Raw genomic sequence first — 26,199 nt, forward strand, 5'->3', positions numbered from 1 at the left:
TAAAATGATCACTGATTAGTTTATTTAAACCAAATGTAAGCTATTAATTTTCATCTTCATCCTCTTCATCATTAGAAGAATCTTCCCATTGCTGATTATCAAAATTAAGATTATCATACGCCAGTAATTCCTCCTCTCGCAGGAGGATTTCTTTTGTGGTAAAAAGATGAATTTCGTCATCATGATCCGATTTGGCTAACTTTCGGATGGAAGCTTTGTCAATAGTCATAAATCTCTGTCCGAGACGTCTTGCTGCGTATTTCCGCATTCCGGTTGCATGAAGAACATCAACTGCCATATCTACTGCGGTTCCCAGAGTTTCGCGGTAGATATTATGAATTCCGCTGTTTAAATATTCATAAGAATCTATTCTGTTTTTGGCACGCACAAAGATTTTTACCTGTGGATAATTTTCTCTTACAATATCGGCGACAAATTTATTGTCATCGGGATCATCAAGACACAGCACCAGAATTTCGGCATCCTCAATTCCTGCTGCCCGTAATGTGGGAATTTTGGTAGCATCGCCATAATACACCTTAAAACCGTAACTTCTCAATAATTTTACACGGTCAGAATCCCGGTCTAAAACCGTTGCCGGAATTTTATTCGCTTTTAAAAGTCTTCCGACTGTACTTCCAAAATGTCCGAATCCTACGATGATGATTTTCTTTTGCTGAATATTACCGTCCAGAATATTAAAATCATTATCGGGATCAGGAACTTCTTTTATGAATCTCGGAGTAATAAGTTTATCATTAATAATTAATAGAAACGGCGTGATGCACATGGTAATTGCCGTTACAGCCATCATCTGCGCATTGAGTTCAGAAGGCAGAAGATAAAGACTTGAAGCATAATTAATGAGGACAAAAGCAAATTCTCCCACCTGCGAAAGCGCAAAAGCATAAAACAGACTTTGTGGAGTATCTATTTTGAAAAACTTCCCAATAAGAAATAAAACAATAAATTTTATGGCTAAAACCGCAAACACGGTGGTGAAAATAAAGGTAGGATCTTTCTGAATGATATTAAAATTCATTGTGGAACCCACACTTACAAAAAATACGGCAAGCAATAATCCTTTGAAGGGATCAATCTGTGCTTCCAGTTCGTGGCGGAATTCGCTGTTGGCTAACATGACTCCTGCAAGGAAAGCTCCTAAAGCGGGAGACAAACCAATAGCAACCATAAGTTCGGAAACTCCGATAACCAAAAATAGGGAAGAGGCCGTTAAAAGCTCCGACATTCCGGATTTCGAGACATATCTTAAAAAAGGAACAAAAACATACCGCCCCAGTAAAATTAAAATAACCACTCCCAAAATAACGGTCGCAAACTGCATCCATTCCGGAAGAGTCTGTATGAGCACCTGAATTTCGTTATCGTGATGTCTGGATTTGTAATTGGCAATTAGCGGAAGGATTGCTAAAATTGGAATCACCGCAATATCCTGAAACAGCAAAGTGGAAAAAGATGCTTCTCCAGCTAATGTTTTTAAGTTGTTTTTTTCCTGTAAAGTCTGCAGCACAATTGCTGTAGATGATAACGCAAAACACATGGCAACGGCTATGGCTTTATCAATCTTCCAGCCTGCCCAGATAAATACGAGAAATAGGAGGGAAATCGTTAAAAGCATCTGCGTTAAGCCGAGTCCGACAATCTTCTTCCGCATATCCCAGAATTTTCGGGGTTCCAGCTCCAGACCTACTAAAAACAAAAGCATGATAACTCCAAATTCACTGGCGTGCATAATGTCGTTAACATCTTTTCCGGTTAATTTTAAAACATAAGGGCCAATAATAATTCCGCCTGCAATATACCCGATGACAGAACTCAGCCCGAATTTTCTTGCCAGCGGAACCATAATGATGGCTACGCCTAAGAAAATAAGAGTGTTCATTGCTAAGCTTGTTTCCATAAATTTTTATTGGTTGAGAAGTTCTACAAACTGCTGTTTGTGTACGATAATTTCTTTTTTTGAAAGCTTGTTGGCTTCGTAAACGATTTTTATATTTTTAATGTTGGCTTTAAAAACATTCAGAGAGACTATAAGTCCACTGATCAGTTCCTCTACGGTAAACTGATAGGTTCCTTCCTTGCTGAACGATCTTTCTTTTCCGCCGGTGGTTACCAGAATGTAAACCTCTTTTCCCTCCAAAGGATTGTGATGATCTTCTTTAAGCCAGTCGCGGTCGAAAACCTCATCGATCCAGAGTTTTAACAAAGGCGGCATTCCGAACCAGATGAGCGGAAACTGGAAAATAAAGCGGTCATAATTTTTTATTCTTTTTCTTTCCCTGAAAGCGGCGATATGAAAATTAGGATACTCTTCGTAAATATCCCGAAGCGTAAAATGCTGATGACGAACATAGAAATTAATGAGCTCTGCATTCGAGTTTGAGTGCTCTAAATAAGGATGCGCAAAAACTACCAACGTCTTCTTCATAAACCTGTTTTACGTAAATATAATGAAAAATTTTTGAAGTAAAGGAGGGTTTTGTAGCAGTTTAATAATTTTTTAATAGTAAAAAGGATGTTTTTAATGATATAAATGGAATAAATGATTTTGATTTTTAACGTATTAACATTTTATAAAGCTGATAATAAAAAAAATCGATCAAAAAATGACCGATTATTTATTGTATGTGTTTATTTCAATTTAAAAACTGAGTAAATTTAAAGCAGGAATAAAATTCTACCATCCTCCGGAAGCACCACCGCCTCCGAAACTTCCGCCTCCGCCGAAGCCTCCAAAACCGCCGCCTCCGCCGCCGGAACTTCCACCACCAAATCCTCCGCCGCCAAAGCTGCCCGGAAAAGGGAAAAATCCACCCGGATAATTTCTGCGACCTCTTCTGGAAAGGATCACATCGTCGTCGTCATAATTTCCGCCGCCTTTTCCTCCTCCTTTGTTTCCGAATAGGATGGCAATAATAATGAAGATAACAAATGCAATGATGATAATTTTAAAAATACTTCCGTCTCCATTTCCGCTTTCACGGTTGTTCAAAGGTTTAAATTTCCCCTGAACCGCTTCCATAATTGCCGATGTCCCGCCATTAATGCCTTCGTACCATTCGCCTTGCTTAAAATGAGGAGTTACAATATAGTCCAATATCTGTCCTGCAACAGATGCAGTAAGATATTGTTCCACGGCTCTTCCCTGCTGGATAGACATGGTGTGGTCTTCGGTTGCAATAAGAAAAACAATCCCGTTATCGACATCTTTTTTTCCGATCCCCCATTTTTCGCCAAACATGGTTGCCAGAAAATTAATGTCTTCTCCTTTTGTGGAAGGAATAATAACAACTTCAATCTCTGTAGAGGTAGAATCTGCAAATGCGATCAGTTTTTTATTAAGCGCATCTTTTTCCTCCTTCTTCAGAAGATTGGCATCGTCATAAACAGGATACAGAACGTCTGGTTTTGGAGGAATGGTATATTGTGCTGATACAAAAGTGTAAAAGCATACCAGTAAAAATGAAAAAACTATTTTAAGAGAACGTAATTTCATTAGGAAGTTCGTTGTGGTTTTCTCCCGTTACAGGAAAATATTTTTTTAGTTCCAGTCCGGTTTCCAGAATTCCGCTTTTTAAAGCCTGATAATAATTTCCTTTGGCAAATTCAGACGTAATATAGTCGTGCAGATGATCCCAGTAAGACTGGCTTACTTTTGCATGAATTCCGGTATCTCCGATGATGGTAAGATATTTCTGTTCAAAATTGACATGAAAAAGCACCGCATTTCTTTCTTTGGTTTTGTTCAGGCACAATTCTTCAAAAACTTTGAAAGCAATTTTTGCATTGTCTTCATCCGTATTGGAATCGATATGCACCCTGATCTCGCCGGTAGAATGCTCTTCTGCTGACTGAATAGCTTCCACGAGGGAAGCTATCTGCTGATTTGTTAAGAAATTGGTTGCCATTATTCTGAGAATACTTCAGGTGCCTTTTCTGCTCCTGCTTCCGCTTTGAACAAAGGTTTTTCTTTAAAGTTGGTGAAATTCGCCAGAATATTATTAGGGAATTGCTTTATTGATACATTATAATCTTTTGCGGCATCATTATAATAAACAGTTTCTGTTCTGATGCTGTTTTCTATCGCGATATACTCTCTCTGGAAATTAATGTATTGCTGATCTGCTTTTAAATTAGGATAAGATTCTACTACAGCCATCAATCTGCTTAAAGCTCCGGATAATTCTCCCTGTGCAGCCTGAAATCTGGCAACATCCTGCTCGGTCATATTGGTAGGATCAATGTTAATGGAAGTTGCTTTAGAACGTGCCTCAACAACTTTCGTTAAGGTTTCCTGCTCGAATTTGGAATAAGATTTTACCGTTCTTTCGAGATTCGGGATAAGATTTGCTCTTTTCTGATAAACAGTTTCTACGTTAGACCATTTTGCATTAACCGTCTGTTCTTTGTCTACAAAGCTGTTGTAGCCGTTTTTGCCCCAGAAGAAAATAACTGCGACAATAATAAGAAGAGCGATACCAATAGTTCCTGCGCTCAGACAACCTTTATTTTTCATAGTTTGAATTTTTTTAATATGTTTTGTGCTAACCAAATATACAAATTATGTGCTAATTTTGTAAAAATTTATTTGAATGACAACAATTGTGGTGGCAATGGGAGAGAAGAACGAAATTGGTTTTGAAAATCAGTTGCTTTGGCATCTTCCTAAAGATCTGAAACACTTTAAAGAAATCACTTCGGGGCATCCGGTGATCATGGGAAGAAAGACATATGAAAGTATCGGGAAACCGCTTCCCAATCGTACCAATATTGTTGTGTCCAGAAAAACCGACTGGTTCGAAGAAGGGATTTTAATCGTCGGAAGCATTAAAGAAGCCGTAAAATTTGCTAAAAAGATAGATGAAGAAGTTTTCATCATCGGAGGCGGAAAAATTTATGAACAGACGATGGATATTGTTGATAAACTGGAAGTAACTTTGGTAAAAGCTGATCTTCAAGCCGATACTTTTTTTCCAAAAATCGATCCGAAGATCTGGAAAAAAACAGACGAAATCTGCCATGAGAAAGACGAAAAAAATCAGTATGATTTCTGTTTTCAAACGTTTGAAAGAATTTAATGTTTAAAGTTCTCAGTTCAGGATTTAATACAAAACTTTAGACGCTGAACCTTAAACTTTGAATCTTAAATTTCTTATCTTTGCACTTCTAAAATTTAATAATGAATAAATATATAAAAATTGCAGTTGCAGCGGTTCTTATTCTTTTAGGACTGTATATGATGTTCTTTACGAGAAACTTAGGCTGGGGAATCGTTGTGTTCCTTTTGGCTGCAGCACCTATTCTGCTTTTCTTTAAAAATGAATATATTCTTTTGGCTTTCTGGCAGTTGAGAAAGCAGAATATGGAAAAAGCAGGAGAGTGGCTTAAAAATATCACAGATTACAAAAAACAACTTCATAAAACGCAGTATGGATATTTCCACTATTTAATGGGATTAACACAAGCTCAGGATCATCCTACAAAAGTGGAACCTTTCATGAAAAAAGCTTTGGAGTATGGTCTTAACATGAAGCATGACAGAGCTATGGCAACTTTAAATCTTGCTGCAGCAGCAATTTCTAAAGGAAGAAAACAGGAAGGACAAAAACTTCTGGACGAAGCAAAACGATTAGACAGTGCAGGAATGATGACCGACCAGATCAAAATGATGAAGGAGCAATTGAAAATGCCAACGATGCAGAAACATATGCATAACCCGAATATGAGAAACAGAGGGAAATTCTTTTAATGAATAACCTGATCAAAAATAAAAGCATCTAAATTTTTTAGGTGCTTTTTTGTTATCAATAGGGACGGGATTTAGCCCGGCTTATGGGTGCAAAGTTGACGGCTTCAGCCAAATAAATCGGCAGTTACATCTCAGAGTTATTCTCATACCCGTAAAATTTCGGGATTTGCCAATGATATTTCACGGCTAAAGTTCTTATGGAAACAATTAATAGAATGGTGAAAATCTGAACGATAGTATACGTTAAAGTCGTAAATTTTGTCAGCAGTAAAAAAGCTGAACCTCCCACAATACAAGCGGTTGCATAAATTTCTTTCCTGAAAATTAAAGGAATTCTGTTGAGCAATATATCCCTGATAATTCCACCGAAACAACCTGTAATTGTTCCCAATCCGATACAGATTAATGGATGAATATCTGCATTTAACCCCTTCTGAACGCCAATAATCGTAAACAATCCCAGTCCGAAACTGTCAAAAATAAATAAAGTTACCCTGAAATTTTTTTCAAAAGATTTAAAAATCATAGTAAAAATACTGGTCAGGATAATCAATGCGCATGTAAGAAGATCATGCATCCAGAAAACCGGAATATCAAGCAGAAGATCTCTCACAGTTCCCCCGCCGACAGAAGTTACAAAAGCAATAATCAGAACACCGAAAGGATCGAGACGTTTCTGCATTGCCGCAAAACTTCCCGACATCGAAAATGATATCGTTCCCAAGACTTCTATGGCAAAATTGAACTGTTCGTGCATGTTTTATGAATGATAAATGATTATTGATGAATGAAAAATCAATGATCAATCATCATTTATCAATTATTCTATTTTTTCTCTACTCTCACCGAATCCGGAACCAAAAGCTCATATTCTCCGCCGTGATTGATGATTTCTCTTACAATGCTGCTGCTGATAAAAGATTTTCCTGAAGACGTTAATAAAAATACCGTTTCCAGTTTTTTATGCGCTAAAGTTCTGTTGGTGTGGGCAATTGCTTTTTCAAACTCAAAATCGGCAGGATTTCTCAAACCTCTTATGATGTACTGTGCGTTTTTTTCAAAGCAGTAATCAACGGTTAAACCTTCAAAATAATCTACTTCCACGTTTGGGAATTCCGCAACTGAGTTTTGGATGAATTCCATTCTTTTCTCCAGCGGAAACATATATTTTTTCTGGGAATTCTGCCCGATAGCAATAATCAGTTTATCAAAAAGCGGCGCCGCTCTCTCAATGATATCGTAATGTCCTAAAGTAATGGGATCAAATGACCCCGGAAAAACAGCAATTTTCATGCGTGATAAATTATAGTTATAAATTATGAATGATGAGGTGAGAAATATAGAGAGATAAACTGCCGGCTTCTATCCTTCATCTTTCAGCCTTTTAATTTTTTTGTAATGCTTTTTCAACCTCGTTTCCGCAGAGATCTGTAATAGAAATTCCGTAGATTTTTGCCTGCTGCGGAAGAATACTTGCAGGAGAAAATCCCGGATTCGTATTCATTTCCAGCATATAAGGAATTCCGTCCATCAGAATATACTCACTTCTTGAGAAACCACTCATCCCAAGAGAATTATATGCTCTTTTTGCAATTTCTTCTACGCGGATTCTTGTTTCATCGTCAATCCTTGCAGGCGTAATTTCCTCAGAAGCACCTTCGTATTTGGCTTCATAATCGAAAAATTCGTTGGTAGGAACGATTTCTGTAATTCCCAGAACAATTGTTTCTCCTTTATAATCGATTACTCCTACGGAAACTTCCATTCCGTCAAGAAAACTTTCAATTAATATTTCATCATCTTCTTTGAAAGCAATTTCAGTGGCAGCAAGGAATTCAGCCTTTTCTTTTACTTTAGAAATCCCCAAAGAGGATCCCGACTGATTGGGTTTCACAAAAACAGGCAAACCAAGAGTTTCTATAATTTCATCAACCTTAATTTCTTCTCCTTTTCTTAAATAAACACTCTTCGCAGAAGGAATTCCGTATTTTGAAAGTACCGCTAAAGTATCTTTTTTATTGAATGTTAAAGCGCTCTGATAAAAATCACATCCCGTATATTTCTGTCCGATTGCGTCCCAGTATGCCTGAAGAATTCCGTTTTCGCCCGGTGTTCCATGGATGATATTGAAGCAGACATCAAATTTCAATGTTTCATTATCATGTAAAGTCACAGAAAAATCTCCTCTGTTAATGGGGGATTTCTGCTCATTTTCACCTAAAAAATACCATTCATCTTTCAGGATAACTACTTTATATACATCGTAAAGATTTCTGTCTAGGGAATCGTAGATTAATTGTCCGCTTTTCAATGATACAACATATTCGTCTGAATAGCCTCCCATCACTACGGCAACTTGTTTTTTGCTCATTTTTGTTTAGTATCAGTTAAGGCAAATTTAATGATTTTATACAACGCGTAAACGTAAATCCTGAAATTTTAAAATCAAAAGTGAAATGTGTTAAATTAAAAGCACATTCTAAAATTATTAATTATATTTGCTGTCTAATTATAGTCATTTTAAGTATGCTTAAATCACTTTTCAATTGGAAAGTTTTACTGAACTTAGTCGTAGCCATCGGTGTTTTTGTGGGGTTGGTTTGGCTTACGTTTCGTTGGTTAGAATATCATACCAATCATGGTCAGGAAATTCCCGTTCCAAATATCGTTAATAAATCTGTACAGGAGGCCATCAAAATATTGGATGATTCGGGATTGGAATATGAAGTGGACAGTTTTAACTATGATCCCAAATACAGACCTTTTCAGGTGTTACAGGTGTATCCGGTTCCGGGTTCCCGTGTAAAAGACGGAAGAGCGATCCAGTTAAGAGTAAATCCAAGAACTTGGGCTAAAGTTGAAGTTCCGGATGTAATCAATAAATATTCAGGTCTTGCTTTCCAGCGTCTGGAACAGGTGGGGCTGAAAGTTGGAGACACCATCTTCGAGCCAAGCATTCAGAAAGATGCAGTGATCCGAATTTTATATAACGGAAATGAAGTAAAACCAAAAACTAAACTGGCAAGATTCTCTGTGGTGGATGTAGTTATTGGTTCAGGACCATTACGAAATATAGCGATTCCTAATGTAGTGGGATTAACGGTGAAGGAAGCGAGACAGGTTATTGCGAGAAGTATGTTTGAAGTGGGACTTGTGGACCACGAAGACGGAAGTAAAGATGAATCTGATGTTATCTATTATCAGGATCCTGCAGCCGGAGATGTCCGGGATCAGGGAATGCAGATTGATCTTTGGGCAAGTAAGAAAACACTGGCTGAACTGAGTGCAAAAATAGAACAGCTGAACTCTACCTACAGAATGAAAGTAGACACCGCTCTGCCTCCGATTCAATATCAGGAAATGCCAGTTCGTCAGGAACCGTCACAGGAAGTTCCTCCGCCGCCGGTAACTCCGAAAAGGGAAACCCCTAAACCGTCTACAGATGCAACAAAAACAGATGCTTCTAAAACCACGGTAAAATCAACGAAACCGGTAACTGAAAATAAACCAAAGACTACTACTTCTAATACAGGTAGTAGTTCTGGTAATAACCAGCCAGCGAGCAACAATAAATCTGCAGCAACTCCTGCAAAACCTGCAGAGAAGCCAAAAGCTAAAAAGATGGTTATAGAATAAAACGATAAATATTATAAAAAATACAGGCTTCAACTTTCATTATGTTGAAGCCTTTTGTATAAAAGATAAAACAATGGCAGAAGATAACGAAGATTTTTTGGACGAAGAATTATTAGATCAGAACAGTATCGATAATCTTGATATTGATGAGGAAAATAAAGGACTGTATGAACACCTTAACATCACGGTAGATAAAAGTCAGGAACCATTGAGAATCGACAAGTTTCTGTTGATTTTCCGTCAGAATTCTTCCAGAAATAAAATTTCACAGACCTGCAGAGCAGGAAATGTTATCGTAAACGGTGTTGCGGTAAAACAGAATTATCGCGTAAAACCGGGAGATCAGGTTTCGGTGCTTCTGGCGCACCCTCCACGGGAAAATGTTATCATTCCGCAAAATATTCCCATCAATATTGTATACGAAGATGACGATCTTATCGTTGTAGATAAAGATCCGGGAATGGTAGTACACCCGGGATTCGGAAACTGGGACGGCACATTGGTGAATGCTTTGGCGTATCATTTTGAACAGAATGGCGAAAAATCCGATCTTGACAGGGTTGGACTGGTGCATAGAATTGATAAAGACACTTCCGGATTATTGGTGATTGCAAAAAATGAATATGCTCTGAGCTTTCTGGCAAAACAATTTTTCGACAGAAAAACTAAAAGATTGTATTGGGCATTCGTTTGGGGAAATGTACAGGATGATGAAGGTACAATAAGAGGCCATATAGGTCGTCATCCGAAAAACAGGATGCAGATGCATACCTATGAAGACGGAAGTCAGGGAAAGCATGCTGTAACGCATTACAGGGTTTTAGAAAGATTTAAATACATGACCTGGGTAGAATGTAAGCTTGAAACCGGAAGAACCCACCAGATCAGAGCGCATTTCAAACATATTGGTCACACTTTATTCAATGATGAAAGATATGAAGGTCATACCCCTCTCCGTGGAGTGAATCTTCCTAAGTATAAGCAGTTTATAAAAAATGTCTTTGAGATTTTACCCAGACATGCACTTCATGCCCATACTTTAGGATTTATACATCCCACTACCAAGAAGGAATTATATTTTGAAAGCCCAATGCCGAAAGATATGGCGGATGCTGTAAAAAAATGGAGAAATTATTTAGAAAACTAAAAATATATTGAGAATTTTTTTATATTTGTTGAATTGAAATCAAGATTTGTTATGAGAAAACTATATGCTATCGTATGTTTAGCTCTTTTGTCAAATGCATACAAAGCACAAGAAACTTTACCGTACTATCAACAGTATCTTTTAGACGGTGAGTTTTTGTTCAACCCGGCACAATACGGAAAGACCGACTATGTGCAGCTTAATCTTAACTATCAGCAGCAATTTTCGAAGTTCAGTGAGTCTCCAAACGTTCAGTCGGTAGGGATTAACGCGAACATTTTTGATAGAGTAGGAGCAGGTTTATCTGTATTCAGAGACAGCAACGGCCCTATTTCTGCAGGTGGTATTACAGCGGGTGCTTCATATTTTATTCCTCTTAGCAGCGATGGAGACAGAAAAGATCAGTTCTCTTTCGGTACAAGCGTTAGCTTCTACAACATGAATTTTGATTATTCAAAGATTAACACGCAGGATGCTTCAGATCCATTATTGCAGGGAAGTGAAAGTAATATTTTCATGGCATATGCAAACTTCGGAGCACAGGCTACCTACAGAAATATTTTCGCAGGAGTTTCAGTTAACGATATCGCTCTTACCAACGATGAAGCGATCGTAAACGGACGTGAGCCTTCTCCGATCAAGTTTTTCTTAAACTTAGGATATGACTGGCATGTAGGTGATAACATCTATTTCACACCTTCAGCTTTAATCAACCTGAACACAAACTCTACAAGAACGATTGATTATAACTTAATGGCAACGTTCTTCAACGATATCAATGCTTTCTCTTTCGGGGTAAGCTACAGATCTGTTCAGAACAGATTCGACAGCCAGCAATTACAGATTGCTCCGGTTGTAAAAGTAAGATTCAACAAATTCATGATTGGAGCTACTTACAACTTAGGTTTGTCTGATATTCAGGAATATGGAGGAAACAGCTTCATGATCGGGTTAGGATATAACTTCGATAACTTCATTAACCACAGAGGTTATAGATATTAATTGATTTAATTTAAATAAATTTGAGCTCTGAATTTTTTCAGGGCTTTTTTTATGATTTACATTCACATTCCGTTTTGCAGGCAAAAGTGCAGCTACTGCAATTTCCACTTTTCTACATCTTTAAATTTTAAGGATGAAATGCTGGCTGCGATGAAGAAAGAAATCTTTCTCCGAAAAGATGAATTGCAAAACAAAAACTTACAGTCACTGTATTTTGGAGGCGGAACACCTTCTATTCTTTCGCCGGATGAAATCAAATCTTTAATTGATGAGGTATTAAAACATTTCACTTTTGAAAAGGATATCGAAATCACTTTAGAAGCGAATCCGGATGATCTGGATAAAAACTTCCTGAAAGGACTGTCGGAATCCCCGATAAACCGTCTATCCATCGGAACCCAAAGTTTTTTTGAGGAAGATCTGAAATTAATGAATCGGGCACACACTGCAAACGAAGCCGAAGATTCCATCAAAAGAGCGCAGGATTTTGGTTTTGAAAATTTAAGCATTGATTTAATTTACGGTTCGCCAACTTCCAATCTGGAAATCTGGAAAGAAAATTTAAATAAAACCATTGCGCTTGAAGTTCCGCACATTTCTTCTTATGCTTTAACTGTTGAGCCGAAAACCGCTTTAGAAAACTGGATCTCAAAAGGAAAAGTAAAAAGCCCTAAGGAAGAAGAACAGAACAGAGAATTTTACTACTTATCGGATTTTCTGAAAGATAATGGTTTTGAGCATTATGAAGTTTCCAATTTTGCCAAACCCGGATTTTACTCAAGACACAATTCTTCCTACTGGAAATATAAAGAATATCTGGGAATTGGTCCTTCTGCACATTCTTACAACGGATTTGATGTCAGAAGCTGGAATGTTGCCAACAATCAGCAGTATATCAAAAAATTAAACTCAGATCTTTTGGCTAAAGAAGAAGAATTTCTCTCGCAAAACGATCAGTTTAATGAAATGATCATGATTGGCTTACGAACAATATGGGGCGTTGATCTGGGAAGCTTAAAAGAAAAATTTAATAACGGCATTTTAGAACATTTTCAGAATGAAATCAAACCAAAGCTGGAAGAAGGAATTTTGGTAACAGAAAATAACCATCTTAAAATTCCGGAAAAACACTGGTTTATGGCAGACGGAATTGCTTCGGATCTGTTCATCGTCTAAGATGAAAGTCTAAAGCCGGGAGTCGGAAGAACGGTTTGTGAAAAACTTGTAACATCCATCTTCTGCATCCAACAATTTCACTATTTTTGTATAAAATTTCAGCTCAATTTTGAAAACTAAAAAGCAGGATTATTCGCATCTTTCCCCGAAACAGCCTATCGGAATTTTCGATAGCGGAGTGGGCGGACTTACAGTTGCCAAAGAAATAAAAAGACTTCTTCCGAACGAAGATCTGATCTATTTTGGTGACACCAAACATCTTCCGTATGGTGAAAAATCGAAGGAAGCGATTATCGAATATTCTACAAAGATCACCAATTTTCTGTTGGAGCAAAACTGTAAAGCGATTGTTATTGCCTGTAATACAGCAACGGCAAATGCGCTGAATGAAGTGATGCAGTCTGTTGCGGGTAAAGTTCCTGTGATTGACGTAATTAATCCGGTTGCAGAAAAAGTTTCCTATGAAATCCATAATAATGTGGGCGTCATTGCAACGAAAGCAACGGTGAATTCAGGGTTGTATAAAAAAAGCATCAGAAAGCATAATAAATGGATCAAGGTGGATGAACTGGCAACACCTTTATTGGTTCCTGCTATTGAGGAAGGTTTTAAAAATCACCCGATTACCCACGCAATTATATACAATTATCTGAGCAACAGTAAATTAAAAAATATTGAGACTTTAATTTTGGGTTGTACGCATTATCCGTTACTGATAGATGAAATCAAGCAATATTACGGAAACCGTGTCCGTGTGATTGATTCTCCGAATATTGTCGCGAACCACCTGAAGATTATCCTCGATAAATATCATCTGCTGAATGAGCAGAATCCGAAACCGAATTACCATTTCTATCTTTCGGATTTAACGAAAAATTTCGAAAAAATCTCAAAAAAATTCTTCGGAAAAACCATCGATTTAGAATTGAAAGTATTATAAAAAAGTAAAGCTGTCTCCATCTGAAACAGCTTTTTTTGTACATCAATCTGTAATTTTTATCAGCTTGATTTTTCATCCTGAAATAATACAGACAAGTGCATAAAGAAAAATATTTCGGTCGAGATTTCTACGGAATGACAAAATAGGAGTATTAATACTATTCAGTCAGCAGAAATAGCCCCGATTGGAGTTTTGTTTGAGCTCATTTATTACTATTTTGGCTGCGGCAGCGAAGCTGCCGCAGCCAAAATAGTAATAAATAGCGAGTACGGAAAGCGGGAAAAAGCTCCCAAAATATAAGCTCTATTAAATTTCCAGAATTACATTTTTACTTTCCAGTCTTCTTTTCGGGGTATGAACCGGCTGGTTTTTGTCTTCTTCAGACTTTACGCCAATCACTACTGCAAAAACACTTTCGTACTTTTCGTTCTTTAAAATCGCATCATATTTTTCAGTTTCAATTCCTTCCATCGGAGTAGAATCTATTTCCATATCTGCGCACGCAGAAAGCAAAACGCCCAATGAAAGATAAACCTGATGTTTCAGCCACGATCTGATCTCCGCTTCACCTTTTGGTTTTACAAAAGTTTTATAATAAGTTACCGAACCTTCCGGAAGATTTTCTTCAATCTGCTTTTCAAAATCTTCAGGGTTTTTAAGTGCCTGAAAAACGATAAGGTGACTTCCGTCCAATACTTTTTCCTTGTTAAAATAAGAGGCTTCGGCAAGCTGTATTTTTGTTTCCGGTTCCGATACAAACACAAAATTCCATGGCTGACTGTTAATGGAAGATGGACTTAAATGCAGAATTTCTTTAAGCTGCTGAATCTGCTCTTCACTTATTGTACCTTGAGGATTATACTTTTTTACGGTATATCTCGATTTCATTTTGTCTAAAAAGCTCATAATTTTTATACTATATTTTTTATAGTTGCAAAATTAATGTATGTTTGATATATTTGCAATAACGGTCTAAAATGATAGTATGAAAAAAATGTATTCAATAGATAATAAAGAATATCCTTGCTGTACAACGGTTACCATGAGATTTATCGGCGGAAAATGGAAAGCCGTGATTTTGTTTTATCTGATTGATGGGGCAAAAAGATACAACGAGCTAAGAAAATTAATTCCCACAATTACAGAAAGAACGTTAAGTTTACAGCTAAAACAGCTTGAAGAAGATCATATTATCGACAGAAAGGTGTACACAGAAAAGCCGCCTTTAATGGTAGAATACACCTTAACGGATTTCGGGAAAACGTTGCTTCCTCTTTTAAAAGAAATTGCAAAATGGGGTGAAAGCGCGGTACAAAATTCCAGCAAAGTAGAAATTGTTTAAACAAAAAATCAGGAAAATTATTCCTGATTCTGTATTTCTGTAGTTTCTTCCTTATTCGGTCCAAAAAAACTGAAGCTTACATTGCCGTATTTTCGGGTATCGATTAAATTCGGATGATCAAATTTCATTCGGCTTTGGTGTTCTATCACTAGAATTCCGTTTTCCTTCAAATATTTATTGTTTAAAACCAGAGAAATAATTTCCTGATACTTTTTTTCTTCCATTTCGAAAGGAGCATCGGAGAAAACAATTTCAAAAGATTTTTTGTTTCTGAATTTCTTCAGCCAGTCGAAAACATCGCCCCGCTGAACATTCACCTGCAGACTGAATCCAAGTTCAGAAGCGGTAGAATTAAGAAAAGCGGTATGTTTCGGATTCATTTCTACGGAGGTAATATCCTGACATCCTCTTGAAGCAAATTCAAACGAAATAGAACCGATTCCCGCAAAAAGATCCAGCACGGAAACCGACTGCATATCGTAGGTGTTTTCCAGAATACTGAAAAGTGCTTCTTTGGCAAAATCCGTGGTCGGTCTTACATCAAAATTCTTCGGAGCGGCGATTTTTTTGGCTTTCCATTTGCCGGATATGATTCTGTACATAATTGATAGGTTTTAGATTGGAGGTAAAAGATTGCAGATAAACTAAAACCTGCTATCTGATCTTCTGCAACCTAATTTAATATAAAATTTTTAGAAGGAATATTATCAAATACAATTTTCATATTCTTTACGAATTTCTGAAGCTCTGAAATAAACGTTTCATTCTCAGTAGTTTCTCCGTACGCGTAGAAATTGGTCTCATTGATCCCGAAACCGATTTTGCTTAACGTAAACATCACGAAATAAAGAAAATCTACTTCAGAATTAACATCCAGATTGTTGTATAAAATAATTTTTTTGTTGTCTATCGCGAAAAACTCACATTGGTTATGATACAGGTTGATGTGAATTTCTTTGCTGTTTTTATTATTGATGGAATTTAAAAACTTTTCACCGGAAAAATTAAACTGAACAGGCAGCGCCAGTTCTTTAATCTTTTTGTAAAAATGCTTCGGAAATGTATAATAAAACTGAATTTTAAACTTTTCATTAATCGAAAGCATCAGTTCTTCTTTTTCTTTATCCACAGGAGCGTTGAAGGCGATAAGATCGAATCCTGCTTCATGCTCGGAAAAACCTTCCGGCATCAACGTGAAATGATTGAGTGCGGAAATCACATGGATCTCATCAAATCTCTGCAGAAGAAGCACTTTATCCAGCATATCCGAAATAAAGTGTTCCGGAGATTCTTCATCCACGAAATACGATTTCTCTTCCACAATGCTCTTATTTTTAGCAATCTGATAGATTAATCCGTCTTTGGTAAAAAGTAAATTAAGTATATTCATAATTTGATTCCTGCAAATTTAGTGAAATTCTACCATTACCGCACCCGATTGATGATGAAGTATTTCCTTATTATAAAAATCCACATTCGTCTGGCTTTCCAATGTATCGAATACCATTTTCTGCAAAACTCCGTCTCCGATTCCGTGTACGATTTCCAGCCTTTTCAGATTGTGTTTTCTGCAAAAGTTGATGGTTTCCACCAGCCTTTCCTTCTGGATGAAAAGTCTTTCAAAACTGGTGTAATCATTTGGATTTTTAACTAAATTATGAAAATGAAGATCAAGAACCAAATGATTTTTCTGATGTGCTTTGGAAATTACCTTTTTCGGCTCCGCTTTTTTTACAATGGGAGTATTTTCATAAAAATCCGAAATTTTCGGAACAAGTTTCTCCTTTGGATATTGATGCGTAAAACCGTACTCATCTTTAAAAACCACGATATTTCCCTTCACGGAAGTAACCACCCCGCTCAAATCTTCATCTACCACAGAAACTTTATCACCAATTTTCATAGTACTGTCATTGCGAGGAACGAAGCAATCTCTTATTATTCTTAACTCCTCAATTTTTTTCTTAATGGTTTAAAAATTATTTTAAAACTTCGGTCCCAGTTCAATAACTTCCAAATCCTTTATTTCCGTATCATCGATTACAAAACGCATCATCGTCCGCATTTTATGCCATCCCTGCTTTCCGCACGCTCCCGGATTCAGGTGAAGAAGATTGTTTTTTTCATCAAACATCGCCTTCAGAATATGCGAATGTCCCGAAATAAACAGCTTCGGAGCTTTTTCAGCAATCTCCTGCTTTGCCAACGGTGTATATTTTCCCGGATAACCGCCGATGTGAATCATGAGAACTTCTACATTTTCGCACATAAAACGACTCACTTCCGGAAATTCAGAACGTATTTTTGCGTTGTCGATATTTCCGTAAACCCCTTTCAGTGGTTTTATCTTTTCAAGCTGCTCCATGACATCCATACTTCCGAAATCTCCGCCATGCCAGATTTCATCCGCCTGACCTGCATATTCTAAAATGCGGTCGTCGATATAAGAATGAAAGTCGGAAAGAAGCAGGATTTTCGTCATTATTTAAAATTCTCTGCAAAGATAAGATTTGAAATTATTTTTTCTTAAGATTTACAAACATCTTTAATGTTAACTGTTCCTCTGTGAGATTTGAAATGATATAGTTTCCTTTTAAACCTACATTTGTGGTGAAATTAATATGAATGACAGAGTCTGAAATCTTTTCCCAGCTTCCTTTTATCTTTTTAAATTTAAACTTCGGTTTTTTATCTCCTGAATAACAAACATTTTCAATCCAGTTGGCAATAACTTTTCCATCTTTACTAAGTCTAAAGTTTAATGTGTTCTTATCAGAATACTTACTTTTTTCATAAATAGCATTTAGATGTTCCGTATTCTTAAATTTCCATGTTTGAAATAAGTATGGATTATCGACCGTATTTTGACTTTTAATCAAAATAAAAGGAAGTAATGCTGGTAGGAAAATATAAATTGAAGCTTTCATCACAATAAAAAAGTATTTTAACCGAAAATAAAGAATCTTTTTTTGAATTGATGAATCTTTGCATTTAAATTTCAAAAGAGTTTAAACCGCATTATTTACTACATTTGAAAAAAATTAAAAATGAAGCAGAAACTTTCTTTTTTCCTTCTTCTTTTATCGGTTGGGATTGCTAATGCGCAGGTTGAAGAGAAAAAACTGGATGAATTGGTCCAGAACACTTTAAAAACTTTCGACGTTCCGGGAATGTCGGTTGGTGTGATCAAAGACGGAAAGGTAATTTATTCCAAAGGTTTTGGAGTACGTTCTTTAACTTCCAAACAACCGATGGATGATACTACATTGGTGGGAATCGCCTCCAACTCTAAAGGTTTTACCTGTACTGCACTTGCCATTTTAGCAGACGAAGGAAAACTGAACTGGGACGATAAAGTTTCAAAATACATTCCTGAATTTCAGATGTACGATCCGTATGTTTCGCAGAATGTTACCATTAAAGATCTGGTAACACACAGAGCCGGATTAGGTTTGGGACAGGGAGATTTGATGTTCTTTCCGGAAGGCGGAAATCTAACGGTAAACGACATCGTTCACAACGTAAGATATTTAAAGCCTGAAAATCCTTTCAGAACAACTTTAGATTATAATAACATCATGTTTATCGTAGCCGGAGAAGTAATCCACAGAGTTTCGGGATTAAGCTGGGCAGAATTTATCGAACAGCGCATTATGAAACCTGTAGGAATGACATCCAGTTTCGGAAGCTATAACAGAGCCAAAGCTGTTACCAACAAAATTGACGCTCATGCACCGGTAGATGGAAAAGCCATCGCCGTTCCTCACGACTGGAACGAGACAGCCAACGCAGCCGGAGGAATTATGAGTAATATTAAAGACATGACCACCTGGGCAGAATTTCTGCTGAATAATTTTACAACGAAAGACGGCAAAAAATTAGTTTCAGATAAAAATGTTCAGCAGTTATGGAGTTTACAGATTCCGAGTGGTGTGGCGGCGAAAAATCCTTATGATACCAGTTTCTATGGATACGGAATGGGTTGGTTTTTAAGCGATGTGAAAGGTCATAAACAAATTCAGCATACAGGAGGACTGATCGGAACGGTAACGCAGTTTACGCTGATTCCGGATATGAAACTTGGAATTGTTGTTTTAACGAATCAGCAATCGGGAGCGGCTTTCAACACGATTACCAATACCGTGAAAGATTCTTATCTGGGAATTGCAGACCGCAACTGGCTGAAAACCTACGGCGACCGGATGAAAAAAATGGAGGAAAGTTTTGATAAGCAGAAAAAAGAGGCTTTTGCAAAATCTGAAACATTTAAAAAAGATAAAAATTTACAGCCAAAACCGGAGCAGTTTGTAGGAATGTACAACGACCAGTGGTTTGGTGATGTGGAAATTGCACAGCAGGGAAGTACCTACAGAATTTCCTGCAAAAGTTCTTCACGTTTAAAAGGGGAACTTCTTCCGTATTCCAATAATTCTTTCATCATTAAATGGGACGACAGAAGCTACGATGCCGATGCTTATATTATTTTTGATTATGATGAAACCGGAAAAGCTCAATCTGCAAGATTAAAACCCATTTCAGACGTTACAGATTTCAGTTTTGATTTTGATGATCTGGATCTGAGACGAAAATAATTCAGGAAAAATCATTTAATATGATTATCAATAGGGACGGGCTTTAGCCCGTCTTTTTGTTTGAAGTGGAGAGAAAGGCTTTAGCCAAAATTATTGATTAAGTTTATTTAGGCTTTTTTATAATGGTCCAAAAAGTTTTTAACACATAAGTCACATTAGATTAATCAAGCTTTGCGAATATTTTAGAACACATTAGTTTTTAAAAATCTTTGATTTTTTATTCTTTTGAGAACTTTACATATTCTAATAACGCTTTAAAATCTTTTGCGACTTTTGTGGTTAAATTCACTATTCACAAATTTACTTTTCACCCACATTCTAAAACCACCCCGTCAAAAATTCTTTTGAATTTTCGCCACCCCTCCATAGGAGGGGAATTTTTACAGACGATTTATTTAATCTTGCCCGGATCGTAGAAAAACAGCAGTTTCTTTTTGGCTCCGTCGAATTCCGACCACGAATTGCAGTCGATCTCGAAACCGGCAACCCCGCAGGTTGGAAAATGGAAAATATCTTCGGAAATGGAATTCGCAAAATTGGAAATTCCGTTGTTGTGAGAGAAGAAGGCAACCGATTCGTGGCTGTCGTCCAGATCGTAGATTACAGATTCGAAATTGCTTTCGGAAGGATTATAAAGTTTCTCATTCGTATTAATGCTGATCTGGTAAGCCTGGTTGAAAATTTTGCACGTATTCAGTGCGCGTACTGCGGGGCTCGATACAAAGTAATCGATCGCTACGTTATTGTTTTTCATGAATCGGGACATATGCATTGCTTCTTCTAAACCCTTGTCTGCCAAAGGTCTGTCAAAGTCTTCGGTTTCTTCCGGCCAGTCGCTTTTCGCATGTCTTACGAGGATGAGTTTCTTCATAATTTTGTTTTTGAATAATTAAAATTATAAAAAAATTAGCGGATTAAAACATTGATTTATAAAAAAAACTGTGTTTGGAATAAAATCATTAAAATTTACTAAATTTGCAAACCTATGGGACAAATCCTTGCAATAGACTACGGAAAAGCTCGTTGCGGCATTGCTGCGACGGATGATATGCAGATTATTGCGAGCGGTCTGGAGACGGTGCAGACTTCATTAATTATTGATTTTCTGACGAAATATTTCGGTGAAAATCGGGTGGATGAAGTGGTAATCGGTCTTCCGACAGATTTAAAGGGGAATGTATCCGAAGTGGAAACAGATATTTTAAAATTCATTGAAGTTTTTCAGAAAGAATTTCCGATGATAAAAGTACACCGCTTCGACGAGAGATTTACCTCCAAAATGGCTTCGTTTTTTATCTCCCAAAGCGGAAAGAATAAAAAGAAAAGACAGGAAAAAGGATTAATAGATAAAGTAAGCGCAACCATCATATTGCAGAATTTTTTAGAACAAAGAACAAGATGATTTTACCGATAAGAGCCTTTGGTGACCCAGTTTTAAGAAAAGTAGGGAAGGATATAGATAAAGATTATCCCGAGCTACAGGAATTGATAGGCAACATGTTCGAAACCATGTACAGCGCCAACGGAATTGGTTTGGCTGCTCCACAGATCGGACTGGATATCCGTCTTTTTGTGATCGACGTAAGTCCTTTGGCAGAAGATGAAGATTATGAGGATATTAAGGATGAACTGGCAGAATTTAAGAAAGTATTCATTAATGCCAGAATTCTTGAAGAATCCGGTGAAGAGTGGAAATTCAACGAGGGATGTCTTTCTATTCCGGATGTAAGAGAGGATGTAAAAAGAAAAGGAACTATCGTGATCGAATATTATGACGAAAATTTTGTAAAACATACAGAAACTTTTTCCGATATTAGAGCCCGCGTAATTCAGCATGAGTACGATCACATAGAAGGAATTTTGTTTACAGACCATTTAAGCGCCTTGAAGAAGAAGCTTGTAAAAGGAAAACTGTCGAAAATTACTCAGGGTGATGTAAGCATCGGTTACAAGATGAGATTTCCAAAATAAAGTTTGAATTAAAATAAAAAAAATATTAAATAGCAAAAGGCGGAATGCCGATTGCAGAATTTACAAAAAATAAAATTATGCTGTTAGAAAAAATAATTTCAATTTCAGGAAAACCAGGACTTTTCAAATTAGTTTCACAATTAAGAAACGGATTTATTATTGAAGACGTTACCACGAAGAAAAAAGTAAGCATTGGAAACTCCAGTCAGGTAAGTTTATTGGATAACATCGCGATGTTTACCTTTGATAAAGAAGTTCCGTTGTTCGAAGTTTTTGAAAATATTGCTAAAAACTACGATTACAAAGAAGCGATCCACCATAAAGCAACAGATGCTGAACTGAAAGAATTCATGACGGCTTCTCTTCCAAACTACGATACCGAAAGAGTATACGCTTCAGACATCAAAAAACTGGCGCAGTGGTACAACATCCTTCAGAAAGCAGGATACATTACTCCGGAAAGCTTCGTAAAAGCAGAGCCTGAAACTTTAGAAGGTGAAGCAGCAACGGAAGACGTAAACGTAGAAAAAGAAGCGCCTAAAAAAGCGCCAAAAGCAGAAAAACCTGCAGCACCAAAAGTAAAAGCAACTTCTGCCGCAAAATCTGCTCCTAAAAGCACTCACAGAAAGCAAGGATAATTCATTTACTTGAATTTAAAATATAAAACCTCGTCAGAAATGATGAGGTTTTTTTGTTGCATAAATTTTTAAATGCGAAGTTTATGAATGTTAAAATTCAGGGAAAATACTGATGAAAATAATATTCTACATAATTACATTTGTCTTTACGGAAATCCGGATGGAAACTACTTTATGGTTTATTATATTTGGAAATTATTAAATTTTTATAACAATTTAAAGCAAATATATTTTAATTAAGTTAATCAAAATGAAAAAATTTTTAAGCACATTATCGATTATATTAATTTTTTCGAATGCATTTTCGCAGGAAAAAGATGCTACGCAAACTAGATTGGTAGGAGATACTTTAATTACAAGGAGTGGTTTTAAAATTACAGTTGGGCAAGATATAAATTTAGGAACAGGATCAACTCCGGACGGTGATTTCAAATTTATTCGCAGAAATTCAACTGGCTTTGGAACAATAATGACGATGACTAACAGTAATAGTTATAATAAATCTCAGTTTTCCTTGCCTAGAAATATGGCAGGTCATAAAGGTAAAGTTGTTAAAATTGTTGTTCGCGGAAATGAAAAAATCGGACAAACTTTTGAACCCTTAATAACATTTGGTTCAGGTCGATACGAAATTGATGTAGATAATGCAATTATTTCTGGTGAAATTATTGTCCCTGAAGAATTTAGACCAAAACCAAAGGCAGCAGTTATTGAACTTAAGCAAAATGTTAGTATTGCTGATGAAATTCTCAAATTAAAGAAACTTCTTGATGATGGTATTCTTACAAAAGAGGAGTATGATATTCAAAAGAAAAAATTGTTAGAGGGTAATTAGTTTTAAATTTTAATTTAAATAGAAAGATGAATTAAAAATTATCTTGTAATTAAAAATCTAAAAAAAACTAATATGCCAAATTTAAAACAAGTTTACGAGTTAAAGGAAAAGTTCTACGATTTAGATAATGAAGATCGTCGAATTTTAGATTATTTAGAAAAAAGAGAGGCAAAAGATGTCTTAATAAAGGTATTTGATACTAAAAGATTAAATGAGGATTTAAGTGAGCGAGCAATGTTTTCATTTATCAATGAAAATCTTAATCCTGAAAAACCAGAATTAATAAAATATTTTGAAGAAGGAAGAGATGAAGATGTTGCACTTCTTTTTATAGATATAACATCTTTTTCAAAAAGAATATCGGGTTGGAATAATGTAAATATCAAAAATTATTTAGACGACTATTATAGACGCATTATTCCTATCATTTATAAACATAAAGGAGAGATTGAAAAATTAATGGGCGATGGAATTATTTGTGTATTTGGTAAACCTTTTTTACAAGTTGATAGTCCAAAATATGTACATCACGCGGAAAGGTGTGCTGAAGAAGTAATTAAAGAGTTTCACAGCTCTGATAAAAACGTTAAAGTTGCTATCCATAAAGGTTCTGTTACTTACTATAAAGTACCAGGAGAAGAATATGGAGAATACACTATGATAGGTCAACCTATTACAGAATTGTATAGATTAGAAAGCGTTTCAATTTCTAATGCAATTAACTTTTTTACGAGATCAGCTTACGATAAACTTGGATGGGGAAAAAGTATATTCAGTGTTAAAAATCTTTTTTTTGAAGAATTAGAAATTCCGGATTTGCAAGGCGTTGATTTTAAGAAAATAAAAACTCTTAAATTTCCAAATTATCTATAAAATGGGAACTATTAACAGTTTTTTAGAAGAGATTTCTAAAGATATAGATGATTTCAGAAGCACTGAATTTGTTTATTCAGATTATAATGGTGTTCCCAATCGAAGTGATGCAGGCTTAACATTCGGTTATGGAGAAACAAAGAAAGGTAAGAAAATTAACACCTGTGTTTTATTTGTAGATATTCGTAATTCAGTTGAATTGACAGGAAAGCATCAAAATATAACAATGGCTAAACTTTATACTGTATTTACTAATGCAGTAATTAAAGCAGCAAAACGATACAACGGACACATTAGAAATATTATTGGAGATAGGGTTATGGTTGTGTTTGACCCAGACAATTGTTTCGTTAATTCAGTTGATTGTGCAATTACGATTAATCATATTGCTGACATTATAAGTAAGAAGTTTATACCAGGTTTTAAATGTGGAATTGGAATAGACTATGGAGAAATGAGGGTTTTAAAAGTGGGCGTACGAAAACACGGAATAGACGGTGTTGAGCATAGAGGATTGGTTTGGACCGGTAAACCAGCAAATTTTGCATCAAGATTAACAGACAGTGCTAATAAGGAAATAGAAAAAATTCAGTTTGAAGTTAAGAAAAAACGATATAACATATTAAACCCTTTGCCTTTTCAAATGCCAAATATTTCAACCGAACAAACTGAAGTAATTTCTTCGGAGCAGTTTTTAGAAGAAATTAAAAATTCTGAGGACGGAACAATAAGGCTTGGTTTTTTTAATAAGGTTATATCGTATAAAAAAATTGTAAATAAAACTTCATTCGGGGCAATATTAGTAAACAAGAAAGTGTATGATGAATATAAAAAATTAAGACCAGCTTGTAAAAGTATTGTAAATGATTGGTGGGAAAAGATAGAACCAAATGTTATAAAAGATATTTCTTATAATGTCTATAGTGCAAACCTAATTTGGGAATTAAAATAATATAAATATGACAAAATACGAAGAACAATTACGCTATATATTTAGTAATGTAAATGAATGGTTGAAATTTGCGGAAGCGAAAAATTTAGGACTATTAACTTTAGTTGCGGCAATTGATTTTGGACTCACGCAGATTACTTTTTCTAAAGAAAATGAAATACAAACTATTGTTTATTATGTATTTTTACCTATAACATCTTTTTCTTTTTTATCTTCTTTAGTTTCTGTTTTTCCAATATTATCAAAAATTGAAAAGGGTTATTTAGTTAAATCAATGATAACTAAACTAAGTAATCTGATAGACAAAGAAGAGTTTTTTGAAAATATTCATTACTATGGTTATTTGCGTAGCTTGGATGAAGTGGATTTTGAAAATAAGTTCTTAACTAAAGTAAATTCAACTGTGGCTTTCACACAGTATGAGAAAGAATTATCAGAACAAATTCTTTATAATTCGAGAATCACTTGGATAAAGTATCAATTTTTTAAAATTGGAGCTTTCTTTTTTCTTTTAGCTATTATATTTTTTATTATTCTATTGCCTATCTTTCTATAAACTTTGTTTATAAAATAATTAATTTTGAGGATAAATAATTTCCTGCAACTTTAGTATTTATTAATAATTTTGAGTATTCTTCTTTCAAAAAGTAATTTAAAATATTAAGTACAGTGTAATCACTCACAAGTCACCAACCAAAAACTCCTGAAAACTCAGGAGTTTTTCTATTCAATCCCCTCAATTCCCACCACTTCACTTTCCATCACCTTTGTTCCGCTTTCGTTGTAAACCTGCTTCACGGTTACTTTAATTCGGTCGTGTTGTGGAGTGGGGAAATCCATGAGTTCGGAAATATTTTTGTAGCCGAATGCTTTTGCCAGTAATGAAATATGGCGGGTTGAATATTTATGACGCTGAGTATATGATTCAACATTTCCAACAAAAGATTTCGCCAAACCCATTTTTAAACTAAGTTCTTCTTTAGTTAAACCGATTGATTTTCTTAGCTTTTTGATATGATTGACAAAGTCAAAATCAAATTGAGTTGTTTCGAAAGTGAATTTTTTCTCCATTAAGTATAAAAAATTTATCCAATATGTTGGATATTTAAAAAATATTACTATATTTGTATCAGCGAATTAGCAAAAGCCTCGAAAGACCTATTGAAAAGACGCATTCCGAGCCGACAACAAAAAGTTCTGAACTTTTTCATCGGTAAAAATGCGGTCTTTGGATAGGTTTCAGGTACAAATTTTCAAAATACACAGATGATGAAAAAGAAGATCTCAACCCTGCTGTTTTCAGCCCCTCCCGAATAAACGGAGTT

The 26,199-nt window shown here is 35.7% G+C and carries 32 protein-coding genes; 16 read left to right on the plus strand and 16 right to left on the minus strand.

Annotation, left to right across the window (positions count from 1 at the left end):
* Nucleotides 1–43: 43 nt before the first annotated feature.
* From WFH39_RS10140 to WFH39_RS10160, 5 genes are all read right to left on the minus strand, one after another.
* Nucleotides 44–1,921 carry a monovalent cation:proton antiporter-2 (CPA2) family protein gene (locus WFH39_RS10140; protein ID WP_336689816.1) on the minus strand — a complete coding sequence of 626 codons (1,878 nt, stop codon included), beginning with the start codon at nt 1,919–1,921 and terminating at the stop codon, nt 44–46.
* Between the two features lie 6 nt (nt 1,922–1,927).
* A complete protein-coding gene (locus tag WFH39_RS10145) occupies nt 1,928–2,449 on the minus strand; it encodes an NAD(P)H-dependent oxidoreductase (RefSeq protein WP_076393105.1) in 522 nt (173 codons plus the stop codon).
* Nucleotides 2,450–2,698: 249 nt separating this feature from the next.
* Nucleotides 2,699–3,517 (minus strand): TPM domain-containing protein, encoded by an 819-nt coding sequence (locus WFH39_RS10150; protein ID WP_288461435.1) that lies wholly within the window; start codon nt 3,515–3,517, stop codon nt 2,699–2,701.
* On the minus strand, nt 3,498–3,929 hold the full coding sequence (locus WFH39_RS10155; RefSeq protein ID WP_336689817.1) for a TPM domain-containing protein: 432 nt from the start codon (nt 3,927–3,929) through the stop codon (nt 3,498–3,500). Before WFH39_RS10155 ends, WFH39_RS10150 begins: the two co-directional genes overlap by 20 nt.
* Nucleotides 3,929–4,537, minus strand: coding sequence for a LemA family protein (locus tag WFH39_RS10160; RefSeq protein ID WP_116098466.1), 609 nt, complete (start codon nt 4,535–4,537; stop codon nt 3,929–3,931). Before WFH39_RS10160 ends, WFH39_RS10155 begins: the two co-directional genes overlap by 1 nt.
* Nucleotides 4,538–4,613: 76 nt before the next feature.
* On the opposite strand from WFH39_RS10160, the gene WFH39_RS10165 reads away from it, so the two are divergent.
* Both WFH39_RS10165 and WFH39_RS10170 read left to right on the plus strand, forming a co-directional pair.
* Nucleotides 4,614–5,099: a dihydrofolate reductase gene (locus WFH39_RS10165; RefSeq protein WP_214588539.1), complete on the plus strand. Its 486-nt coding sequence runs from the start codon at nt 4,614–4,616 to the stop codon at nt 5,097–5,099.
* A gap of 101 nt (nt 5,100–5,200) precedes the next feature.
* Nucleotides 5,201–5,770, plus strand: coding sequence for a DUF2892 domain-containing protein (locus WFH39_RS10170; protein ID WP_214588540.1), 570 nt, complete (start codon nt 5,201–5,203; stop codon nt 5,768–5,770).
* 124 nt (nt 5,771–5,894) lie between these two features.
* On the opposite strand, the gene WFH39_RS10175 is transcribed toward WFH39_RS10170, so the two are convergent.
* The 3 genes from WFH39_RS10175 to WFH39_RS10185 all read right to left on the minus strand — a co-directional run bounded on the left by WFH39_RS10175 (nt 5,895) and on the right by WFH39_RS10185 (nt 8,141).
* Nucleotides 5,895–6,527 (minus strand): trimeric intracellular cation channel family protein, encoded by a 633-nt coding sequence (locus WFH39_RS10175; RefSeq protein ID WP_076393091.1) that lies wholly within the window; start codon nt 6,525–6,527, stop codon nt 5,895–5,897.
* A 68-nt stretch (nt 6,528–6,595) separates the two neighbouring features.
* On the minus strand, nt 6,596–7,063 hold the full coding sequence (coaD, locus tag WFH39_RS10180) for a pantetheine-phosphate adenylyltransferase (RefSeq protein WP_072885455.1): 468 nt from the start codon (nt 7,061–7,063) through the stop codon (nt 6,596–6,598).
* A 91-nt stretch (nt 7,064–7,154) separates the two neighbouring features.
* Nucleotides 7,155–8,141, minus strand: coding sequence for a D-alanine--D-alanine ligase (locus tag WFH39_RS10185; protein ID WP_336689818.1), 987 nt, complete (start codon nt 8,139–8,141; stop codon nt 7,155–7,157).
* A gap of 155 nt (nt 8,142–8,296) precedes the next feature.
* On the opposite strand from WFH39_RS10185, the gene WFH39_RS10190 reads away from it, so the two are divergent.
* The 5 genes from WFH39_RS10190 to murI all read left to right on the plus strand — a co-directional run bounded on the left by WFH39_RS10190 (nt 8,297) and on the right by murI (nt 13,671).
* Nucleotides 8,297–9,406, plus strand: a complete 1,110-nt coding sequence (locus tag WFH39_RS10190; RefSeq protein ID WP_336689819.1) for a PASTA domain-containing protein — start codon at nt 8,297–8,299, stop codon at nt 9,404–9,406.
* Nucleotides 9,407–9,479: 73 nt separating this feature from the next.
* On the plus strand, nt 9,480–10,553 hold the full coding sequence (locus tag WFH39_RS10195) for an RluA family pseudouridine synthase (RefSeq protein WP_336689820.1): 1,074 nt from the start codon (nt 9,480–9,482) through the stop codon (nt 10,551–10,553).
* A 51-nt stretch (nt 10,554–10,604) separates the two neighbouring features.
* A complete protein-coding gene (locus tag WFH39_RS10200) occupies nt 10,605–11,555 on the plus strand; it encodes a PorP/SprF family type IX secretion system membrane protein (RefSeq protein WP_214588545.1) in 951 nt (316 codons plus the stop codon).
* Between the two features lie 51 nt (nt 11,556–11,606).
* Nucleotides 11,607–12,731, plus strand: coding sequence for a radical SAM family heme chaperone HemW (gene hemW / locus WFH39_RS10205; protein WP_336689821.1), 1,125 nt, complete (start codon nt 11,607–11,609; stop codon nt 12,729–12,731).
* A 109-nt stretch (nt 12,732–12,840) separates the two neighbouring features.
* Nucleotides 12,841–13,671 carry a glutamate racemase gene (gene murI, locus WFH39_RS10210; protein ID WP_108411039.1) on the plus strand — a complete coding sequence of 277 codons (831 nt, stop codon included), beginning with the start codon at nt 12,841–12,843 and terminating at the stop codon, nt 13,669–13,671.
* A gap of 306 nt (nt 13,672–13,977) precedes the next feature.
* Here murI and WFH39_RS10215 read toward each other — a convergent pair whose 3' ends face one another.
* Nucleotides 13,978–14,577, minus strand: coding sequence for a nitroreductase family protein (locus WFH39_RS10215; RefSeq protein WP_336689822.1), 600 nt, complete (start codon nt 14,575–14,577; stop codon nt 13,978–13,980).
* A gap of 88 nt (nt 14,578–14,665) precedes the next feature.
* Here WFH39_RS10215 and WFH39_RS10220 point away from each other — a divergent pair, with 88 nt between their 5' ends.
* Nucleotides 14,666–15,013, plus strand: coding sequence for a winged helix-turn-helix transcriptional regulator (locus WFH39_RS10220; RefSeq protein ID WP_336689951.1), 348 nt, complete (start codon nt 14,666–14,668; stop codon nt 15,011–15,013).
* A gap of 17 nt (nt 15,014–15,030) precedes the next feature.
* On the opposite strand, the gene WFH39_RS10225 is transcribed toward WFH39_RS10220, so the two are convergent.
* The 5 genes from WFH39_RS10225 to WFH39_RS10245 all read right to left on the minus strand — a co-directional run bounded on the left by WFH39_RS10225 (nt 15,031) and on the right by WFH39_RS10245 (nt 17,940).
* Nucleotides 15,031–15,615, minus strand: a complete 585-nt coding sequence (locus WFH39_RS10225; RefSeq protein WP_336689823.1) for an RsmD family RNA methyltransferase — start codon at nt 15,613–15,615, stop codon at nt 15,031–15,033.
* Between the two features lie 71 nt (nt 15,616–15,686).
* On the minus strand, nt 15,687–16,403 hold the full coding sequence (locus WFH39_RS10230) for a DUF3822 family protein (protein WP_336689824.1): 717 nt from the start codon (nt 16,401–16,403) through the stop codon (nt 15,687–15,689).
* 18 nt (nt 16,404–16,421) lie between these two features.
* Nucleotides 16,422–16,916, minus strand: a complete 495-nt coding sequence (locus tag WFH39_RS10235) for a Smr/MutS family protein (protein ID WP_116098473.1) — start codon at nt 16,914–16,916, stop codon at nt 16,422–16,424.
* A gap of 81 nt (nt 16,917–16,997) precedes the next feature.
* Entirely contained in the window at nt 16,998–17,495 is a 498-nt protein-coding gene (locus WFH39_RS10240; protein ID WP_336689825.1) for a metallophosphoesterase family protein, read from the minus strand.
* A 34-nt stretch (nt 17,496–17,529) separates the two neighbouring features.
* On the minus strand, nt 17,530–17,940 hold the full coding sequence (locus WFH39_RS10245) for a hypothetical protein (RefSeq protein WP_336689826.1): 411 nt from the start codon (nt 17,938–17,940) through the stop codon (nt 17,530–17,532).
* Between the two features lie 120 nt (nt 17,941–18,060).
* Here WFH39_RS10245 and WFH39_RS10250 point away from each other — a divergent pair, with 120 nt between their 5' ends.
* Nucleotides 18,061–19,605 carry a serine hydrolase gene (locus WFH39_RS10250; protein ID WP_336689827.1) on the plus strand — a complete coding sequence of 515 codons (1,545 nt, stop codon included), beginning with the start codon at nt 18,061–18,063 and terminating at the stop codon, nt 19,603–19,605.
* A gap of 391 nt (nt 19,606–19,996) precedes the next feature.
* Here WFH39_RS10250 and WFH39_RS10255 read toward each other — a convergent pair whose 3' ends face one another.
* A complete protein-coding gene (locus WFH39_RS10255; protein ID WP_087705797.1) occupies nt 19,997–20,476 on the minus strand; it encodes a SixA phosphatase family protein in 480 nt (159 codons plus the stop codon).
* A gap of 114 nt (nt 20,477–20,590) precedes the next feature.
* On the opposite strand from WFH39_RS10255, the gene ruvX reads away from it, so the two are divergent.
* From ruvX to WFH39_RS10290, 7 genes are all read left to right on the plus strand, one after another.
* Nucleotides 20,591–21,007 carry a Holliday junction resolvase RuvX gene (gene ruvX / locus WFH39_RS10260; RefSeq protein ID WP_116098477.1) on the plus strand — a complete coding sequence of 139 codons (417 nt, stop codon included), beginning with the start codon at nt 20,591–20,593 and terminating at the stop codon, nt 21,005–21,007.
* Nucleotides 21,004–21,576: a peptide deformylase gene (gene def / locus WFH39_RS10265; protein WP_087705801.1), complete on the plus strand. Its 573-nt coding sequence runs from the start codon at nt 21,004–21,006 to the stop codon at nt 21,574–21,576. The genes ruvX and def overlap by 4 nt, the downstream gene beginning before the upstream one ends.
* 77 nt (nt 21,577–21,653) lie before the next feature.
* Nucleotides 21,654–22,214, plus strand: coding sequence for a DUF5606 family protein (locus WFH39_RS10270; RefSeq protein WP_087705859.1), 561 nt, complete (start codon nt 21,654–21,656; stop codon nt 22,212–22,214).
* A 250-nt stretch (nt 22,215–22,464) separates the two neighbouring features.
* Entirely contained in the window at nt 22,465–23,049 is a 585-nt protein-coding gene (locus WFH39_RS10275) for an SHOCT domain-containing protein (RefSeq protein WP_336689828.1), read from the plus strand.
* A gap of 72 nt (nt 23,050–23,121) precedes the next feature.
* Nucleotides 23,122–23,922, plus strand: coding sequence for an adenylate/guanylate cyclase domain-containing protein (locus WFH39_RS10280; RefSeq protein WP_336689829.1), 801 nt, complete (start codon nt 23,122–23,124; stop codon nt 23,920–23,922).
* A 1-nt stretch (nt 23,923) separates the two neighbouring features.
* The gene (locus tag WFH39_RS10285) at nt 23,924–24,874 is read left to right on the plus strand and encodes an adenylate/guanylate cyclase domain-containing protein (protein WP_336689830.1); all 951 of its coding nucleotides are present in this window, start codon (nt 23,924–23,926) and stop codon (nt 24,872–24,874) included.
* A gap of 7 nt (nt 24,875–24,881) precedes the next feature.
* Nucleotides 24,882–25,430, plus strand: a complete 549-nt coding sequence (locus WFH39_RS10290) for a hypothetical protein (RefSeq protein ID WP_336689831.1) — start codon at nt 24,882–24,884, stop codon at nt 25,428–25,430.
* 167 nt (nt 25,431–25,597) lie between these two features.
* Here WFH39_RS10290 and WFH39_RS10295 read toward each other — a convergent pair whose 3' ends face one another.
* Nucleotides 25,598–25,945 carry a helix-turn-helix domain-containing protein gene (locus tag WFH39_RS10295; protein ID WP_336689832.1) on the minus strand — a complete coding sequence of 116 codons (348 nt, stop codon included), beginning with the start codon at nt 25,943–25,945 and terminating at the stop codon, nt 25,598–25,600.
* Nucleotides 25,946–26,199 lie beyond the last annotated feature (254 nt).

The organism is Chryseobacterium sp. MMO-72 (assembly GCF_037146035.1).
Classification (GTDB): Bacteria; Bacteroidota; Bacteroidia; order Flavobacteriales; family Weeksellaceae; genus Chryseobacterium; species Chryseobacterium indicum.